The organism is Oleiharenicola lentus, assembly GCF_004118375.1.
GTDB lineage: Bacteria > Verrucomicrobiota > Verrucomicrobiia > Opitutales > Opitutaceae > Lacunisphaera > Lacunisphaera lenta.
The window spans coordinates 2,344,390-2,360,977 of sequence record NZ_SDHX01000001.1 but is presented as its reverse complement, the minus strand read 5'-3'; the positions used below and the strand labels follow the sequence as shown (position 1 = coordinate 2,360,977).

The following is a 16,588-nucleotide window of genomic DNA, read 5'->3' as shown; positions in this document are numbered from 1 at the left end:
AGCCCTGACTTTGCCAGCAGAGCGAAGCCGGGAAGCAGGTGTCCCGAAAGTGGGATGAACCACAGTCAGGCCGAGGCACGCAAAGTTGCCACGTAGAAGCCGTCGGTGTTGCGTGTGCCGGGGAGCAAGGTGGTGCCGAGGCCGTCGAAGGTGCCGCCATGGGTATCGGCGGCGGGAACGGCTTTGAACTGCGGGTGGGCCTGCAGAAACGCGGCGACGACGTCGTGGTTTTCGTGATGGCTCAGCGAACAGGTGGCGTAGATCAGGACGCCGCCGGGTTTCACACGTGGGGCGTGGGCGGTGAGGATGGCCAGCTGGGTCTTCGCAAACGAAGAGATCGTCTCGGGCTTCACATACCACTTGAGGTGTGGCTGGCGGCGCCAGGTGCCCGAGCCGGAGCACGGAGCGTCCACGAGGATGCCGTCGTAGGCGGCCTCGGGAATGTTCGTAATACGAACATTGGTCAGGCGGGCGCGCTGGGCGCGGTCGCGGAGCTCCTCGAGGATCTCGGGACGGATGTCGGTGGCGTCAACGTGGCCGACGTCACTGAGCAGGCGGGCGAGTTGGAGGGTCTTGCCGCCAGCGCCCGCGCAGGCATCGAGCCAGCGCCCGCCGGGCGGGATGGGCGCGGTGGCGAGCACGAGCTGCGAGCCGAGGTCCTGGATCTCGACGAAGCCGCGGCGGTAGGCGTCGGTATTGGCCACCTCGGCATTGGGCGGCAGGCAGAGCGCGTCAGGAAAATCAGCGGCGGTTTCCCAGGTCCACTGCTTGGCGCGGAACTCATCGAGAACGATGTTCCGGTCGTTGCACTGGAGGCGCACCCAGACGTTGGCGCGCGAGTTGATGGCGTCGAGGTGGGGCGGCTGGAAGGCGGCAGGGCAGTGCTCGGCGAACCAGGCGGGGAGAAGATCGGAAACCTGAATCCTGAGACCTGAAACCTGAGAAGAGGGATCTGGCTGGAACCCGGCCTCCAGACGGGTTGGCTCTGCCCTGGGGACGGCAAAAGGCGCGTCCGCAGGCTGCGCTCCAGCTACCCGTGCCGTCAGCATCGCGGCCTTTTCGGCCAGCGAAGCCGGCGCGACCGGCCAGTCGGCGCAGAGGGCGGCGCGGTAGTGCGACGTGGCTTTCAGCTCGGGGGCGAGCCAGGCGATGACCTTGCCGGCCAATGCAGGATCTTGGTCGAGCAGCGGGTCCGTCCACGGCAGGAAGCGCAGCCAGGTGTAGATCAGTTCGCGGTAAAGCTTGCGGTCGCGGGAGCCGATGGCGCGCTGGCGGGCGAGGAGTTCCTTGATGCGCCGCGGCAGCGCACTGTCCCGCCGCACGTGCGGCCGCAGCTCGGCCACAAAGGCGAGGAAGAGGCGCTGCTGGTTGGCGGCGATGGAAGGATTCATGAGGGAGAAACCTGAAACTTGAGACCTGAAACCTGAAAAATGGACTGCGGACGCCGAGGCCCGATTCCTATCCTCAGGTTTCAGGTCTCAAGTTTCAGGTTTCGTTTTAGAACTTCAGCAGGTCGACCTCGATGTTGAGCGAGAAGTCGCTTTCGCGGCGGGGGCCGTCGAAAAAGGAGATTTCGTATTTCATGGCCCAGGTCTGGCCAAGGCGCTGCCACACGGCGTAGCTCTGCTCGTTCATGCGACTGTTGCGGGCGTCGTAGCGCCAGAGGGCGGCGACGTCGAAGGACTCGTTAAGGCGGCGGCGGTATTCGAGGAGGTATTCGTCGTATTGGCCGCGCAGGAAGTGCGTCGAGAGGCGAAGCGACCACCACTCCTGGTCAATGAGCGTCACGCCGGTGTTGATCTCCTGCAGCCGCGGCGCGTGCAGGTCGTGGCGGTGAAACACGTCGAACCGCAGCCACGGCGCGGGCGTGAGCGAGAGCTCGGTGTAGAAATCACCCAGGTTTTTCAGACCGGGCGCGGGATCAAAGGCGTAGTCGGCGGCGATAGTCAGGGCGGCGAGTTTGCGTGAACCGTATCTGGCGTCGCGGGTCTGGAGCGTGTTGACGAGCGAGAGGCGCGCGGTGTTGAGGGCGGACAGGTCGTCGATGAACCGCGAGTCGCCGATGGAGAGCGGCTGGAGATAGGTGGAGAAGGCACGGCGGTCGATCGGCGGGATGTAGGTTTTTCCGCGGTCGGCCTTCGGCGCGTAGCGGTAGGAGAGCTTTGGCTCGACGAGGTGGCGCAGGCCGTCGATCTCCCAGATCTCGTTCCTGTAGTCGAAGGTTCCGCTCGCGAGCAGGCGGGCATCGAACCCGACCTCGCCGATCGTGCGCGTGTAGTCGTTTTTGCCGCCGAGGGCGTCGGTGTAGTGTGTGACACGTCCGCCCGCGACCGGTGTGAACGTGAACCACGGCGTCGGCGCCCACGGACGGGCGAGGCCGTAGTAGGCGTCGAAGCGGTTGGTGCGCAGGCGCGGGTCGGGGCCGAAGGCGTCGCTCTGGAGCACGGCGGCGCTCGCGTTGAATCGCTCGTAGATACCGAGGGGCAGGGCGACCGGCAGCAGGTCGAAGCGGATCTCCGGCAGGCGTTCCTGCACGCGGTGATACCGGTTGGGGTGGAAGCGCGCGAAGGCGCTCAGCACGTAGTTGTCCTGCGTGTAGGCGGCCTCGAGGAACGAGTCGGGCTGCTGCACGCGGTTGAACTCCTTGTTGCGGAAGTCGCGGTAAACCTCGGAGTCGCTCCAGTAGCTGAAGGTGCCGTCGAGCGTGAAGGGTTCGCCGTGGGTCTGGCGGTGCTCCCAGGTGAAGAGCGAGCGGTCGCGCGGCACGGGCCGGCCGAAAATGTCGGTGCGGCGGTCGCCGCTGTCATTGATGTAGCCCGAGAAGAACGAGCCGTCGATGCGCCCGTCGTCGCCGCTGCGGTGGTAGCTGCCGGAGGGCCCGACCATCACGCCGCGCGAGGAGTAGAGGCCGAGGTTGGCGCCGAGTTTCACGCCGGGCGCAACGGGCAGGTGGAAACCAAACTCGCCGAACACACCGAGGCGGCCGCGGTAGCCGCCGTGCGCGCTGATGTAGGAGATGAAATCCGTGTCGAGCGCATGCTCGAACTTCGGCAGGCGCAGGAAATGGCCGCCGTGCAGGCCGAGGCCGAGACCGTCGGCACTGACGATGCGGTCCTTCGCGTAAACGAGCTTCGCGGCGGTCACCGACGGCGTGTAGGCGGCGTCTTCGCGGAAGAAGACGGTGGCGTTGGTGAAGACCAGTTCGTCGAAGGTGCCCTCGACCGTCTCGCCGGAGACATAGACCGGGAACTGGCCGACGCGGAGGTTGCGCGCGGTGATGCGCCCGGTGGCGGTGGAGTAGGAGCCCTCGTCGGCCACGAGGCGGCGCGCGCCGGAGGTGATCACGAGGTTGCCGCGGGCCGAGGCGGTGCGGGCGGTGGCATTGTAGCGGATCTCGTCGGCGGTCAGCACGAGCGGGCCGGCCACGAGGCGGGCATCGCCGGTGACGACCGCCTCCTTGGTCACCATGTCGGCGGTCATGTTCTTCCCCGTGAGATCGGGTTGGGCCGTCTGCGCCTGAGCGGCGAGGACGGACAGGAGCAAGGCGGCCCCGAGGGCGGCAAGCGAACGGACGGCACGGACGGGAAGCATGGGAGTGAAGTGGCGGGCGACGCCGGACGGCGCAACGAGATTTGCGGGAAGCGAGGAGGGGATCGGAACCACGGATGGCACGGATAGACACGGATGAAGACGACGGGTGCCAGTTCTCGCAGCGTGTCATTCTGAGCGCAGCTCCCGCTGAGCCGTGCCGTCATCGCGCGCTGCGGCCCAGCTGGAGCTGGGCCCTCAATTTTGTTTCGGCGGGTCCGCTCCTTTCGGCTAGACGCGTGCCCCGGGCGGGACAGAGTAGAGGCCTTCCCCCCGTGATCATCCCGGAATCAGAGCTCAAGGCCTTCCTTCACAACCATCAGGCCAACCCGCACGGGTGGCTCGGCATGCACCCGGCGAAGGTGAAGCGCAAATCCGGTGTCGTCGTCCGCGCCTTCCGCCGCGATGCCGCCAAGTGCTCGGTGGTCGAACTCGACGCGCCCGGCCAGCCCGCGTGGCCGATGGAGAAGCTCGCCGACGAGGGCTTCTTCGAGGTGTTCATCCCGGGCAAGAAGATCTTCCACCACCAGCTTCGCTTCGAGACGTCGTGGGGCGATATCCACCAGGTCTATAACGCCTACTCGTTCCTGCCGACGCTGTCGGAGCAGGACCTTTATCTTTTCAACGAGGGCAACGAACACCGCATCTACGACAAGCTCGGGGCGCACCCGCGCAAGCTCGGCGACGTGCCCGGCACGGCCTTCGCCGTCTGGGCGCCGGCCGCGTCGCGCGTGTCGCTCGTCGGCAATTTCAACGGCTGGGACGCCCGCTACCACCCGATGCGCCCGCTCGGCGGCTCCGGCGTGTGGGAACTCTTCGTGCCCGACGTGGGCGAGGGTGAGCTCTACAAGTTCGCCGTCTGGGACGCCCACGGCCACATGCGGCTGAAGACCGATCCCTACGGCACGCGCTTCGAGGGACCGCCCAACAACGCCGCCATCGTCCACAGCCCACGGCACCACACCTGGGGCGACGGCGAATGGATGGCGCGCCGCGCCGCGCAGGCCGGCAACCCCGACCGGCCGATGTCGGTTTACGAGGTCCATATCGGCTCCTGGAAACGCAACCTCGCCGAGGCCGGCCGCTGCTTCACCTACCGCGAGTTGGCGCCGATGCTCGCCGACTACGTCACCGACATGGGCTTCACCCACATCGAGGTGATGCCGGTGGCGGAATTTCCGTTTCCCGGCTCGTGGGGTTACCAGGTCACGGGTTACTTTGCGCCCACGCACCGCTGGGGCACGCCGGAGGATTTCCAGTTCTTCGTGGACCATCTGCACCAGCGCGGCATCGGCATCATCGTGGACTGGGTGCCCGCGCATTTCCCGCGCGACGCGTTCGCGCTGGCGGAGTTCGACGGCACGCACCTCTACGAGCACGCCGACCCGCGCCTCGGCGCGCACCAGGACTGGGGCACGCTGATCTTCAACTACGGCCGGCACGAGGTGCGCTGCTTTCTCGTGGCCAGCGCGCTATCGTGGCTCGACCGCTACCACATCGACGGCCTGCGCGTGGACGCCGTCGCCTCGATGCTCTACCTCGACTACTCGCGCAAGGAGGGCGAGTGGATCCCCAACCGCTATGGCGGCCGCGAGAACATCGAGGCCATCGCCTTCCTGCGGCAGGTGAACGATCTCGTGCACCACTATTACCCCGGCGTGCTCACCATCGCCGAGGAATCCACGGCCTTCGCCAAGGTCAGCCACCCGACGTCCGAGGGCGGCCTCGGCTTCGACTACAAGTGGAACATGGGCATGATGCACGACACGCTGCTCTATTTCCAGAAGGACCCCGTCCACCGCAAGTGGTCGCACGACAAGCTGACCTTCGGGATGGTTTACCAGTATTCCGAGAAGTTCATCATGGTGTATTCGCACGACGAGGTCGTGCACCTGAAGGGCTCGATGCTCGCGAAGATGGGCGCCGGCACGCTCGCCGACAAGGCGGCCAACCTGCGCGCGCTCTACGGCTTCGTGTGGACCTACCCGGGCAAGAAGCTGCTCTTCATGGGCAGCGAGTTCGGCCAGCGCACCGAGTGGAACTACGACATCGGCCTCGAGTGGCAGCTGCTCCAGCACCCCGAGCACGAGGGCCTGCGCCTGCTCGTGCGCGACCTCAACCGGCTTTACCTCAGCGAGCCCGCGCTCAGCACGACCGATTTCCGGCCCGAGAGCTTCCGCTGGGTCAACGGCAACGACGGCGACCACAGCACGATCAGTTTCCTGCGCTTCGACGCCGAGGGCCGCACCGCCTGGCTCGTCGTGGGCAACTTCACGCCCGTCACGCGCACGCGTTTTCACGTCGGCGTGCCGCACAAGGGCTACTGGCGCGAGGTGCTGAACACGAATTCCAGCTACTACGGCGGTGCCGGCTTCGGCAATCATGGCGGCCGCCCCGCCTCGACGATCCCGTCCGACGGCTTCGAACAATCCCTCAGCCTCACGCTGCCGGGCCTGTCTGTGCTGGTCTTCAAGTGGTCGGCGGATGCGCCGGTTTGAGGCGGCGACGGCGCGCGGCCGGCGCCGCAGTTGAAGTGGGAAGTTTAAGTTGAAGTCTGCCCGACGTGGGCCGGGCGAGCGTTGCCTCGTAGCCGCGTTGGAGCGGAGCGACAAGGTGGTGTCTTTCTGACGGTGTTTCCTTCCTCCATGGCGGATATCAAGCGTGGTAAGCCCTCCTCAACTCTTTGTAGCATATAGCGGCCTGCACCCGTTGGGGCATGGCATGCGCGTTTTCGGCTAACGCTCAGTGATGAGCCAATGGCGGGGCGCAGCCCCGCCATTGGCTCTGGCCGCTTGATGAACATTTCATGCTTCTACGTAAGTAATAAGTGAACCGATCAACTCATCCCTCAGGACTGAAGCTGAAAGAACCGCGTCGCCTCCGTGCTTTTCGATCGCCTTTGCGAGTGGCTTTTTCAGGCCAGCAGATGAACGAGAACAAAGCTGATCGAACTCTCGTAAGGTAATTTTCCTCTCAGTGGCGGCGCAATAATGTATGCGGGTAAAATTCACGATTCGCTTTAGCAGTCGGGGAGTGAACGGTCCCCTCTTGACCTCCTTCAACTCAACGAAGGACGCATCATTCTTAAGGATCCATCGCAGGACTCTTCTGTCTGCTCGCCACGGCTCTGTCATTGAAAACCCGTCAGGGCCACAATCACTCAAGGTGAATCCCCATGCGCGGAGGAAAGGTTCATCGGCCAGCAATACTTTACGATCCCAGCAAAGGATAGCGATGTCTGGCAGGGCTCTGTTCATTTCAGGGTTTCGTCCAACAGTATGATTCAGATTCAGGAGATAACTTGAGTATTTACAGGCCCGCTGAGGGAGAAATGCAGAAAAGCGGTTGGCCATCAACGATGGAGTCGGAGTGGGTGAGCCGTTGTCCTCAGAACAGCGCACTGGGGTCAGTGCGCTCCACCTGGGAACGATAGCGGGCAATTCAAGGCGGGGTTGCTTCGCCATCTCTGCCAAGCCTACGTCGGAGACCCCGCCCTACAACAAACCACCCTTGGATCCTTCGCCGCGTTGCGGCTCAGGATGACCACCCGACGAGCGGGTGGTCACTTGGGCGGCTCGACGGTGACGTTCAGCTTCTCGAGCGTCAGGCCGAGCTGGCGGTCGTATTCGGCGAGGGCTTTGTGGTAGTCGGACATCGCAGCGGCTTCACGGACTTCGGCGATGGAGAGGAGTTCCTGCTGCTGGGCGACGAAGAACGTGCTGCTCTGGCCGACGCGCAGGCGCTTCACCTCGGCGTCGAGCGTGGCCTGGGCGTGCTCGCGGGCGCGACGGTTGGCCTGGATGCGCTTCTGCGCGGTCTCGATCTGGCCGGCGGCGTTGCCGACGGAGACGACGATGGCCTGCTCGACCTGCTCCAGCTGCGTGGCGGACTGGCGCTGCGCGAGCTTGGCGGCGCGGTAACGGCCGCGCTCGGTGGTGAAGGTGAGCGGCACGGACATCACCACGCCCCAGCTGTAGCTGCGGTAATCCTTGTCCTGCACCTGGCGGCGGCTGGCGCCGCGGTCCTCGTCGAGGCCGTTGTGGCCGTAGCTGCCGACGAGGTCGAGGCGCGGCAGGAGCTGGTTGCGCTGGAGGCGGGCGTTGAGGTCGCTGCGCTGGAGCGCGAGCTTCGCCTGCTGGTAGTCGGGGCGCTTCTCCAGTGCGGTGCGGAAGTCGGTGGCGGGATCGACCAGCACGATCGGAGCGGGCGGCGGCGGATCGATGGCAAGGCGCCGGTCGAGCAGGGCGGGGGTCTTGTCGTCGGTGATGAGCTGCTTGAGGAAGTTCTCGGCGTCGCGCACCTGTCGCTCGGCGGAGAGCACGTTTTCCTCGCGGCTGGCGACGCGGGCCTTGGCGGAGGTGACGTCGTATTCGGACATCGAGCCGACCTTGAAGCGCTTTTCGTTTTCGTCGAGCAGGCCGGCGGCGAGGTCGCGGGAGCGCGTGGCGCTGCGCAGGTAGGCGTGGGCGAAGTTGAGGTCGTGGTAGGCGAAGGTCACTCGCGTGATGGTGTCGATCACCGCCTGCTTAAACTGCCAGTCGCTGATGGCGCGGTTGGTGCGGGCGATGCGGATGGAGGCCATGGTTGGTCCGAAACCGAAATCCCGCAGCAGCGGTTGGGTGCCGGAGACACCGGCGAAGGAGTCAAAGTTGTCGGTGTAGGCGTTGAAGGTGCCGCGGGCGTTGGTGGTGCTGGCGCCGAGACGGTAGGTCATACCCCAGGGGAGCAGGCCGCCCACGCCCACGTCGTAACTGTCGGACTCGTCGCTGGTCGTGTTGCGCAGGCCGGTGGTGGTGTCGAAGGTGAGCAGCGGGTTGCGGTTCGCGGCGTTGGTGTAGCTGCCGCTGAGCACCGGATCGAACTTCCCGAGCGACTCGGTCACACGGGCGGCGGCGATGGCGGCATCGTAGCCCTCGACCTTGATCGCGAAGTTCTTCGCCAGGGCCTGCTCAATGGCCTGGCTGAGCGAGAGCGGCTCGCCAGTGGGGTCCGCCGCGAACGCGGCAGGGGCGAAAACGAGGACGGAAAGGAGACTCCGGAGTTTGGACATCGGGGATGAGATACCCACACTTTGCAACCGCCATGCCAGTGTTCGGGCGAAATGCAGAAGCTTACGGAACAAGCATTTGCGCAATACTGAACTCACGCAGGCGACGGCGTGTTCTTCGGCGTCGGGATTAAGGAATCCCGGGAATGGGAAAGTAGGCGTTGTTGGTTGCCTGAGTAGCAGCTGGAGCGAAGCGACTGCGTGGGGCCACGCTTTCGTCTACGACTCAAGCGCAGCTACGGAATCGGCTGCCTACATCTTCTTCATCAGCACCAGCGCGAAAGGACGCACCTCGACGGTCATGATGCCGCCGACGACGGCCGGATCACTCTCGGCAAATTTTTTCGCCTGCTCTGCGTTGTCGGCCTCGAAGATCACGAGGCCGAAGGTCTTGTCCCCAGGTTCGAGCGTGCGGCCGACGACGATGGCGTGGCCGGCCTCGGTGGCGGCCTTGAGGTGGCGGAAGTGGCGGCCGATAGTCTCCTCGTCATCCTTGGTCCAGCCGGCGTCGGTGTGCAGGCGCTCGACGAGCTTCAGCAGGTAGATGAAGCGGGGCTTTTGTTCTGCCGCGGGTTCATCCGCGTCAGCGGCGCGGGCGGACAGGGTGGCGAGACCGAGCAAAAGCAGAACCAGAAAAGCCAGGCGGGGCAGGGTGAGGGGCATGGGCCGAGCCAAGCCCGCGAGCGTGCGCAGCTCAATCGCAATTCTGCGGCGGTTGGCCGGGTGTCTGCGCAAGGAACGCCCTGCAGCCGCTGCAACAACGGTGTAGCAGCGCTTGAGCCGGAGGCGAAAGCGTGGTCAGGGGGCGACCACGTTGTCGCTGCGCTCCAACGCGTATCGGTTCAATTCACCGCTCTATCGAGCGGACGCCGCCGGATCCTTCGCCGAAGGAAAATACCACACACGCTGGATGAGGCCGTCGCGAATCTCGTAGATGCCGAGGGCCTGCTGGGAGAGGCGTTTGCCCTCCTGGTTGTCCCACGAGGCGCGCTCGCGAACGGTGAGGAACGGGCCGGCTTGCTCGATGCTGAGAAACTCGGAGCGCGCGGAAGGCAGTTTCTTGTAGTAGCCCACAAGCCACTCATGCAGCGCGGCGCGGCCCTGGACTTCGGGGATGAGTTTGTCGCCCTCGACGTTGAGCCAGACGAAGTTTTCCGCGCACAAAGCGGCGACCGCAGTGGCGTCGAGCCGGTTGCCGGCGTCGAGATAGCTGCGCAGCACGACGGCCTCGGGCGTGGTGAGCCAGGCAGTGGTGCCATGAGCGAAGGGCATGAACACGTCCGTCTGCACCTTGAAAACGCCGCCCGCGATGGCGGGGTCGGGAGCGAGCTGGGCCGACACGGCGGACTCGTCGGGCAGCCGCAACACCAGCAGGCCGAGTTCGCCGAAGCGCGCGCCGAGCACGAGCAGGCCGTCGCGGCGCATCCGTGCGATGTTGGCCGAGTGTTCGCGCATGCCGGTTTGCTCGTTGGGTGACTTCGCTTCGTCCCAGGCCGGCCCCTTGCTGAGGCGCACGGCGAACATCTTCGGCGGAGGCGGGGCGGTTTGGGCGATAGCCGAGGAGATGAGGCCCAATGAGAGAACCGCCAACAGCAGTCGAGAGGCATGGGTAACCACGAAACACACGGAATACACGAAAGGTTTGTAGGCGTTCATTTTCGTGTGTTCCGTGTGTTTCGTGGTTAATTCAGCGCTACACCACCATCATGCCGTCGGCGAGGCGGATGACGCGGGAGCCATAGGTGGCGTTTTCGGCGGAGTGCGTGACCTGGATGATGGTCGTGCCCTCGCTGTTGAGTTTCTTGAAAAGCTGCATGATTTCGCGGCCCTGGTCGGAGTGCAGGTTGCCGGTGGGTTCGTCGGCGAGGATGAGCGAGGGCTTGGCCACGAGCGCGCGAGCCACGCCCACGAGCTGCTGCTGGCCGCCGGAGAGCTGGTTGGGGTAGAGGTCCTTCTTGCCGACGATGGCGAAACGGTCGAGCACGTCGCACACGACGGACTCGCGCTCTTTCTTGGGCATGTCGCGGTAGGAGAGCGGAATCTCGAGGTTCTCATAGACGGTGAGGTCGTCGAGCAGATGGTAGCTCTGGAAGACGAAACCGATGTGCTTTTTCTGCAGCTCGAAGCGCTTCTTCTTGTCGAGCTTGTGGACCGGCTGGCCAAGGAGGTCGAATTCGCCGTTCCACGCGCTGTCGTGCAGGCCGAGGATGTGGAGCAGGGTGGACTTGCCCGAGCCCGACGGCCCCATGATGGAGACGAACTCGCCCTCCTTGATCGTGAGGTTGATGTTGCGGAGGGCGTAGAACACGCCGCCCTTGAGCGGATAGACTTTTTCGACGTTGCGGAGAGTGATCATGGGATTCGGGAGGAAGGACCAGAGACTAAGGACCAAGGGCTAGGGACTGGAGGGAGTGAAACCACCAGGGCAGTTTAAATTGAAGTGTAGCCGCTTTGGAGCGCAGCGACAAAGTGGTTGTCTCCTGACCACGCTTTCGCCTGCGGCTTAAGCGCGGCTACACGATTTAAGAATGTGCTGTAATGGTCACTCATGAACACTAATCGGGTGGCTGTGGTTTAAGATATTTGGGTCTATTCCGGTTCGGTGGTGGTTGGCTGCTCAATCCGGGTTATCCGGCCGTTTTCGTGGGTCCAGCGGTGGAGCGACGGCGCCTCGCCCTGCTTGAGTTGCTTGAACAGGACGGGCGCGTCCCGCTTTTGGAGCATGAGGTCGTGCACGCCGGTTTCGTCGCAGGCGAAGACCTTGGCGTAGCCCTTGAAGACCTTCGCGTCGCCGACGAGACGGGAGAGTTGTAGCGACGGTCTAGAGTCTCCTTCCCTTGTAGGGTCGTCGCTTGCGACGACCTTGGCTGGGGGGAGCAAGGTCGGCGCAAGCGCCGACCCTACAGGCCGGGTGTCCAGCACCAGATACGAATACGGCAGCGAACGCAGGTCGATGCCGGCGCGCTGGCCGAACTTCACCCAGCCGGAATCGGCATAGACGCCCATCGGTGGCGGGGCGAAGAAGTGGCACCAGTGCCGCTCGTTGCCGGCGGCGAGCACGCCGCAGGCGGCCTGGTGCGGACAAGGCGCGAGGATGCGGAAGCGCGATTTCAACTGCTCGCGCCAGCCGCCGAGCAGCCGGCTGGCTTCGTGCGTGCCGGGTTCGACCCAGAGAATGGCTTCGGCGCGCGTGCAGAGTTCGGCGAGCTCGGCGCGGGCGATGTCGTTGAGTTCGTTCACGACATGGCTGACCACGAGCAGGCCGATCGGGTCGCTGCCGCGCAAATCGCGGGTGGTCGCGCGCTCGACGGTGAGGCCAGGGAAGGCCTTGCGCCCGTGATGCTCCGTGTAGTCCAGCGCCAGTTGGGAGTGGTCGTGCAGCAACAAGCGGGAGAAATGGCCCGCGCCAAAGGCTTCAACCACCCGCCGCCCCGCGATGCCGCTGCCGCAGCCCCAGTCGAGGACGGTGGCGCCCGCCGGAGGAGTCCAGCCGCTGGCCTTCAGCTCCCGCAGCACGGCGTCCCATTTCCAGCCGATGCGCTCGCCGTAGGTGAAGTCGTAGCACTCGAGGTCGGTGATCGTGTGCCAGTAGGGCCCGGCGGTCTTGTCGCCGGTCAGAAAGGTTTCGCGGAGGCGGTCCAGCACCTCCCAGTCGAGGGTTTCCCAGGTCATCAGCAAACGAGACAAGGCAGGTTCACCACGGATTTCACGGACGAAAACGGATGGAGATGCCAAACCCACGCTGCCGTCATCCTGAGCCGTGCGAAGGATCCAAGCGGGTTTTGGTGGTCGTCCTTTCCCTTGGATCCTTCGCACGGCTCAGGATGACTGATTGCGAGAGGTCGGGTTTTATCCGTGAGCATCCGTGTCATCCGTGGTTAAGACTGAAACCCAGCTGCCGCGCCAGGGACTGGCTCGTGATGCCGTAAAAGGCGGCGAGTTCGCGGATCTTCGTGGCGGCTGCGTCGTCGCGGGCGAGGCCGGGGCGCTTGGTGGCGGCGATCATCAGGTTTTTGGCGGTGTGCTCGGTGGAAATGAACTCGAAGACCTTGGTGTCGTAACCGGCCCACTCGAGCAGCAGCGCGCGCAGGGCGTCGGTCACGAACTCGGCGTGGCGCTCCTGCCAGATACCGTGACGCAGCGCAGGCGCGAGCACCGGCGCGGCCTTGAGCTGCGGACGCAGCTCCTTCTGGCAGCAGGGAGAGACGACGATGAGCGTCGCACCCGCCTTGATGCCGCGAGTGAGGGCGTCGTCCGTGGCGGTGTCGCAGGCGTGGAGCGCGATGAGCACGTCAGGGTCGGGGAGCTCGGCGTTTTGGATCGTGCCGCCGACGAAGGACAGTTTCGGGCGGCCGGTGTCGTGGGCGATTTTGTTGCACAGCGTCACGAGCTCGGGCCGGGCCTCGACGCCGCAGACGCGGGCGGAGCGTTTCAGCACGAGGTCGAAATAATCGTGCGTGGCAAAGGTCAGGTAGCCCTTGCCGCAGCCCATGTCGGTGATCTCGATCGGGCGATCCTCTGTGAGTGGAGCCTCGGCCACGAGATGGCTCAGGATTTCCGTGAACTTGTGGATCTGGCGGTGTTTGTCGGCGAGGCCGTCGCGCACGACCCCGGCGGCGTTGGTCACGCCGAGAGCGTGCAGCCACGATTGCGCTTCCGCGGTGAGCAGGCGGGGCTTCGCGCGGTCGTGGGCGGTGTCGGTGGGGAAGGGCGCGGCGGCGCGCCCGAGGTGCAGGCGAGGCTCGCCCTTCTTGTTGAACTCGAGCTGCACGCCCTGCTGCGTGGTGTCGAGGTGCGCGCTGTGAAACTCGGTGCCGACCAGGCGCGTGATTTCGCGCACCGCCTCAGCGGGCGGCAGGTTCTTGGTGATGTCGCGCGTGTCGTGGCGATAGACAAACGACAGGTGCGGCCCGGCCTTCAGCGTGACGGGGCGGATGATGATCTTCTGCAGCGTCGGGTCGCCGCCACGGGGCTTGCCGAGCGTCAGCCGCGCGAGCGTGCCATCCCGGACACTCGCATCGAGCCGCGTGGCAAAATCTTCCTGGGGCGTGACGGTCATCAATCCAATCATCCAGTGCCGGGAAATATTAGTCAACCGGGGCGACGGTGACGGAAGGAGCCGGGCGGATCGGCGACTTTCGCTGCCAGGAATATTGGCGGAGACCAGTCGGGCCCCGTGCTGGCGCACTCAACCCACCCAGCCCGAACGGCGTGCGCTTCAAGAGATCGGCGCTAAACTCTCCCGGGTTGGCTCGATCCAGTTCATTCGTCGTAGCGGAAAAAGCCAACGAGGCACAGGACTTCAGCCCGCTGACTTTCGCCCAGCACCGCCAAGGCCCAGCCAGCTACGAGGCATCAAACCCACTGCGTGCAATCGCAGGTGTCGGCGGACGGGCAATCCGCTGGGACCACCCCGAAGGTGCAAAGCGGTGCGGGCTGGTCGCTTGCGGATAGATAACTACAGAAGAAGCCTCTTATGGCGTATTATCTTGATTTAAACGGTTTATACGCCATATCTGACGTCATGAAAATAGACGCCAACACGATCGATGAGGTCGTTATGAAAGAGCTGGGCCGAAGGCTGAGTGCGATTCGCTTGGCGCAAAATCTGTCGCAGCGACAGCTGGCAGAGCGCGCGGGACTTGGGTTGCGGACCATCCAGCGGCTGGAACTCGGGGCGGCGGCCACGCAGCTGTCGGGTTTCGTGCGGGTCTGCCGCGCCTTGGGGCTGATTGACCGGATCGATCGGCTCATGGCGGAGCCGCCGCCCAGTCCGCTCGACCAGTTGAAGCTCTACGAGCGGAAGCGCCGGCGGGCCTCGGGCAGCCGGGTGTCGGAACCTCCGGCCGAAAAGTGGACCTGGGGTAAGTCGTCATGATCGCGCGGGTCAGGCTCTGGGGCCGCGACATCGGCGCCGTGTCGTTGGACGACGGCGGCGAGGTGGCAGCGTTTCAGTATGATCCCGCCTTCGCGCGGAGCGGCATCCAGGTCTCGCCGATCACGATGCCGCTCGGGCCGCAGGTCTGGCAATTTCCTGCGCTCCCACGCGCGACGTTTCACGGGCTGCCCGGACTGCTGGCCGACTCGCTGCCGGACAAGTTCGGCAACGCACTGATCGACGCATGGCTGGCGCGGCAGGGCCGGGCGCCCGCGAGCTTCAGCGCGATCGAGCGGTTGTGCTACACCGGCACGCGGGGCATGGGCGCGCTGGAGTTTGCGCCCACCATCGGACCGCGTCCGCAAAAGGCCTCGAAGATCGACCTCGACGCCCTGGTCGGTCTCGCCTCCGCAGTGCTCGCCAACCGCGATGCGCTGACCGGCAATTTCCAGCCGAAGTCCCGCGAGAAGGCGCTCAACGACATCCTGCGCGTGGGCACCTCCGCCGGCGGCGCGCGGGCGAAGGCCGTCATCGCGTGGAACCCGCAGACGCAGGAAGTCCGCTCGGGGCAGGTGCACGCGGGCGCCGGCTTCGAATACTGGCTGCTCAAGTTCGACGGCGTGAAGGGCAACAAGGACAAGGAACTCGACGACCCGCGCGGCTTCGGGGCCATCGAGTATGCCTACCACCTGATGGCCAAGGCCGCCGGCATCACGATGAGCGAGTGCCGGCTGCTCGAGGAAAACGGCCGGCGCCACTTCATGACGAAGCGCTTCGACCGCCTGCCGGACGGGGAGAAGCTCCACATGCAGTCGCTCTGCGCGCTCGGGCATTACGACTTCAACGCGGCCGGCGCCTACTCCTACGAACAGGCGCTGCTGCTCATGCGCCAGCTCAACCTACCGCCCGACCAGATCGAGCAGCAGTTCCGGCGCATGGTGTTCAACGTCGTCGCGCGCGACCAGGACGACCACGTGAAGAACATCGCCTTCCTCATGGACCGCGCCGGCACCTGGTCGCTCTCGCCGGCCTTCGACGTGTGTTACAGCTACAACCCCTCCGGTCAGTGGACCGCCACGCACCAGATGACGATCAACGGCAAGCGCGACCAGTTCACCCGGGCCGACTTTGCCGCCTGCGCGAAGGTCGGCGTGCTCAAGAAAAGCCGCGTGGACGCGATCACCGACGAGGTCAGCGCCGTCGTCGCCCGCTGGCCGGAATTTGCCGCCGAGGCCAAGGTTTCGCCCGAGACCGCCGCCGCGATTGCGCGGGCGCATCGGCTGAAGATTCCGGCCGGGTAGGGCCAACCGACAAGGTCTTCAGCCGCCCAACTGCCGGCGGAAGAGGTCGACCGCCATGCCGAGCGTGAGGTGGGCGAGTGCGGGGTCGTAGCGGTGGCCCTCGTCGCGGAGGAAAGCGTGGGCGCCGTTGAATTCGTGCCAGGTGAAACGGGGGTTGGCGGCGGCGAGTGCTGCGTAGATTTTTGCCCGACCTTCGCCGGGCACATGCGGGTCCTGCCGGCCCCAGATCAGCATGAGTTCGCCGCGAATGTCAGGAATGCGGGCGAGAGAGTTGTCGGACTTGCCCCGGCCGAGGCTGCCCTGATGAATATCGGTCGCGTAGAAGCACACCGTCGCCGCGACGTCGGGTAAAAAGGCGGTGCGGAAGGCCAGGTGGCCGCCGAGACAAATGCCCAAGGTGCCGACGCGGCCGTTGGCGCTCGCGTGGGTTTTCAGGAAGTCCACGGCGGCGCGGGCGTCGTCATCGTAGGAGGCCAGTTCCTTGGCGTATTTGAGTTCGTTGCCCTTGTCGGCCCCGGCCTGGTCGTAGGCGAGCACGATGCCGGCCGGGAGGAACTCGTGATAAACCTCCGGCACCGCGACGATGAAGCCATGCCCCGCCAAAAATGCCGCCGTCCGGCGGATGGGCGCGGTGATCTGGAAAATCTCCGACCACAGCACAAGCCCCGGGTGGCGGCCCTCGCCGGTCGGACGAAAGACGAGCGTGCGCATGGCGCCGCGCGCGGTGGGCAGATCGACGGTCTCGGGTTCGCGTATGGTCATGGGGCGACTTCA

At 65.1% G+C, this 16,588-nt stretch carries 13 protein-coding genes; 3 read left to right on the top strand and 10 right to left on the bottom strand.

Going from position 1 to position 16,588, the window contains the following annotated elements; translation table 11 throughout:
• Positions 1–65: 65 nt before the first annotated feature.
• On the bottom strand, positions 66–1,391 hold the full coding sequence (locus ESB00_RS09850) for an RsmB/NOP family class I SAM-dependent RNA methyltransferase (protein ID WP_129047519.1): 1,326 nt from the start codon (positions 1,389–1,391) through the stop codon (positions 66–68).
• A gap of 106 nt (positions 1,392–1,497) precedes the next feature.
• Positions 1,498–3,591, bottom strand: coding sequence for an LPS-assembly protein LptD (locus tag ESB00_RS09845; RefSeq protein WP_129047518.1), 2,094 nt, complete (start codon positions 3,589–3,591; stop codon positions 1,498–1,500).
• 272 nt (positions 3,592–3,863) lie between these two features.
• On the opposite strand from ESB00_RS09845, the gene glgB reads away from it, so the two are divergent.
• A complete protein-coding gene (glgB, locus tag ESB00_RS09840; protein WP_218938724.1) occupies positions 3,864–6,086 on the top strand; it encodes a 1,4-alpha-glucan branching protein GlgB in 2,223 nt (740 codons plus the stop codon).
• A 306-nt stretch (positions 6,087–6,392) separates the two neighbouring features.
• Here glgB and ESB00_RS09835 read toward each other — a convergent pair whose 3' ends face one another.
• The 7 genes from ESB00_RS09835 to ESB00_RS09805 all read right to left on the bottom strand — a co-directional run bounded on the left by ESB00_RS09835 (position 6,393) and on the right by ESB00_RS09805 (position 13,694).
• Positions 6,393–6,845: a hypothetical protein gene (locus tag ESB00_RS09835; protein ID WP_129047517.1), complete on the bottom strand. Its 453-nt coding sequence runs from the start codon at positions 6,843–6,845 to the stop codon at positions 6,393–6,395.
• 305 nt (positions 6,846–7,150) lie between these two features.
• Positions 7,151–8,638 (bottom strand): TolC family protein, encoded by a 1,488-nt coding sequence (locus ESB00_RS09830; protein WP_129047516.1) that lies wholly within the window; start codon positions 8,636–8,638, stop codon positions 7,151–7,153.
• Between the two features lie 249 nt (positions 8,639–8,887).
• Positions 8,888–9,298 carry a YciI family protein gene (locus ESB00_RS09825; RefSeq protein WP_129047515.1) on the bottom strand — a complete coding sequence of 137 codons (411 nt, stop codon included), beginning with the start codon at positions 9,296–9,298 and terminating at the stop codon, positions 8,888–8,890.
• 192 nt (positions 9,299–9,490) lie between these two features.
• Positions 9,491–10,291 carry a nuclear transport factor 2 family protein gene (locus ESB00_RS09820; protein WP_129047514.1) on the bottom strand — a complete coding sequence of 267 codons (801 nt, stop codon included), beginning with the start codon at positions 10,289–10,291 and terminating at the stop codon, positions 9,491–9,493.
• Positions 10,292–10,328: 37 nt separating this feature from the next.
• Complete coding sequence (locus ESB00_RS09815; RefSeq protein WP_129047513.1) at positions 10,329–10,991, bottom strand: ABC transporter ATP-binding protein; 663 nt, start codon at positions 10,989–10,991, stop codon at positions 10,329–10,331.
• A gap of 233 nt (positions 10,992–11,224) precedes the next feature.
• The gene (locus ESB00_RS09810) at positions 11,225–12,322 is read right to left on the bottom strand and encodes a small ribosomal subunit Rsm22 family protein (RefSeq protein WP_246026456.1); all 1,098 of its coding nucleotides are present in this window, start codon (positions 12,320–12,322) and stop codon (positions 11,225–11,227) included.
• Between the two features lie 181 nt (positions 12,323–12,503).
• Entirely contained in the window at positions 12,504–13,694 is a 1,191-nt protein-coding gene (locus ESB00_RS09805) for a class I SAM-dependent methyltransferase (protein WP_129047512.1), read from the bottom strand.
• Positions 13,695–14,159: 465 nt separating this feature from the next.
• Here ESB00_RS09805 and ESB00_RS09800 point away from each other — a divergent pair, with 465 nt between their 5' ends.
• Positions 14,160–14,513, top strand: a complete 354-nt coding sequence (locus ESB00_RS09800) for a helix-turn-helix domain-containing protein (protein ID WP_164976125.1) — start codon at positions 14,160–14,162, stop codon at positions 14,511–14,513.
• A complete protein-coding gene (locus ESB00_RS09795) occupies positions 14,510–15,814 on the top strand; it encodes a type II toxin-antitoxin system HipA family toxin (RefSeq protein WP_129047510.1) in 1,305 nt (434 codons plus the stop codon). The genes ESB00_RS09800 and ESB00_RS09795 overlap by 4 nt, the downstream gene beginning before the upstream one ends.
• 18 nt (positions 15,815–15,832) lie before the next feature.
• Here the strand turns inward: ESB00_RS09795 and ESB00_RS09790 are convergent, their stop codons facing one another.
• Positions 15,833–16,576: a dienelactone hydrolase family protein gene (locus ESB00_RS09790; RefSeq protein ID WP_129047509.1), complete on the bottom strand. Its 744-nt coding sequence runs from the start codon at positions 16,574–16,576 to the stop codon at positions 15,833–15,835.
• Between the last annotated feature and the right edge of the window lie 12 nt (positions 16,577–16,588).

Bases quoted from the DNA above. Each gene is read 5' to 3' on its own strand.
- ESB00_RS09850 (WP_129047519.1), bottom strand. From the start codon at position 1,391: ATGAATCCTTCCATCGCCGCCAACCAGCAGCGCCTCTTCCTCGCCTTT.
- ESB00_RS09845 (WP_129047518.1), bottom strand. From the start codon at position 3,591: ATGCTTCCCGTCCGTGCCGTCCGTTCGCTTGCCGCCCTCGGGGCCGCC.
- ESB00_RS09835 (WP_129047517.1), bottom strand. From the start codon at position 6,845: ATGAACAGAGCCCTGCCAGACATCGCTATCCTTTGCTGGGATCGTAAA.
- ESB00_RS09830 (WP_129047516.1), bottom strand. From the start codon at position 8,638: ATGTCCAAACTCCGGAGTCTCCTTTCCGTCCTCGTTTTCGCCCCTGCC.
- ESB00_RS09825 (WP_129047515.1), bottom strand. From the start codon at position 9,298: ATGCCCCTCACCCTGCCCCGCCTGGCTTTTCTGGTTCTGCTTTTGCTC.
- ESB00_RS09820 (WP_129047514.1), bottom strand. From the start codon at position 10,291: ATGAACGCCTACAAACCTTTCGTGTATTCCGTGTGTTTCGTGGTTACC.
- ESB00_RS09815 (WP_129047513.1), bottom strand. From the start codon at position 10,991: ATGATCACTCTCCGCAACGTCGAAAAAGTCTATCCGCTCAAGGGCGGC.
- ESB00_RS09805 (WP_129047512.1), bottom strand. From the start codon at position 13,694: ATGACCGTCACGCCCCAGGAAGATTTTGCCACGCGGCTCGATGCGAGT.
- ESB00_RS09800 (WP_164976125.1), top strand. From the start codon at position 14,160: ATGAAAATAGACGCCAACACGATCGATGAGGTCGTTATGAAAGAGCTG.
- ESB00_RS09795 (WP_129047510.1), top strand. From the start codon at position 14,510: ATGATCGCGCGGGTCAGGCTCTGGGGCCGCGACATCGGCGCCGTGTCG.
- ESB00_RS09790 (WP_129047509.1), bottom strand. From the start codon at position 16,576: ATGACCATACGCGAACCCGAGACCGTCGATCTGCCCACCGCGCGCGGC.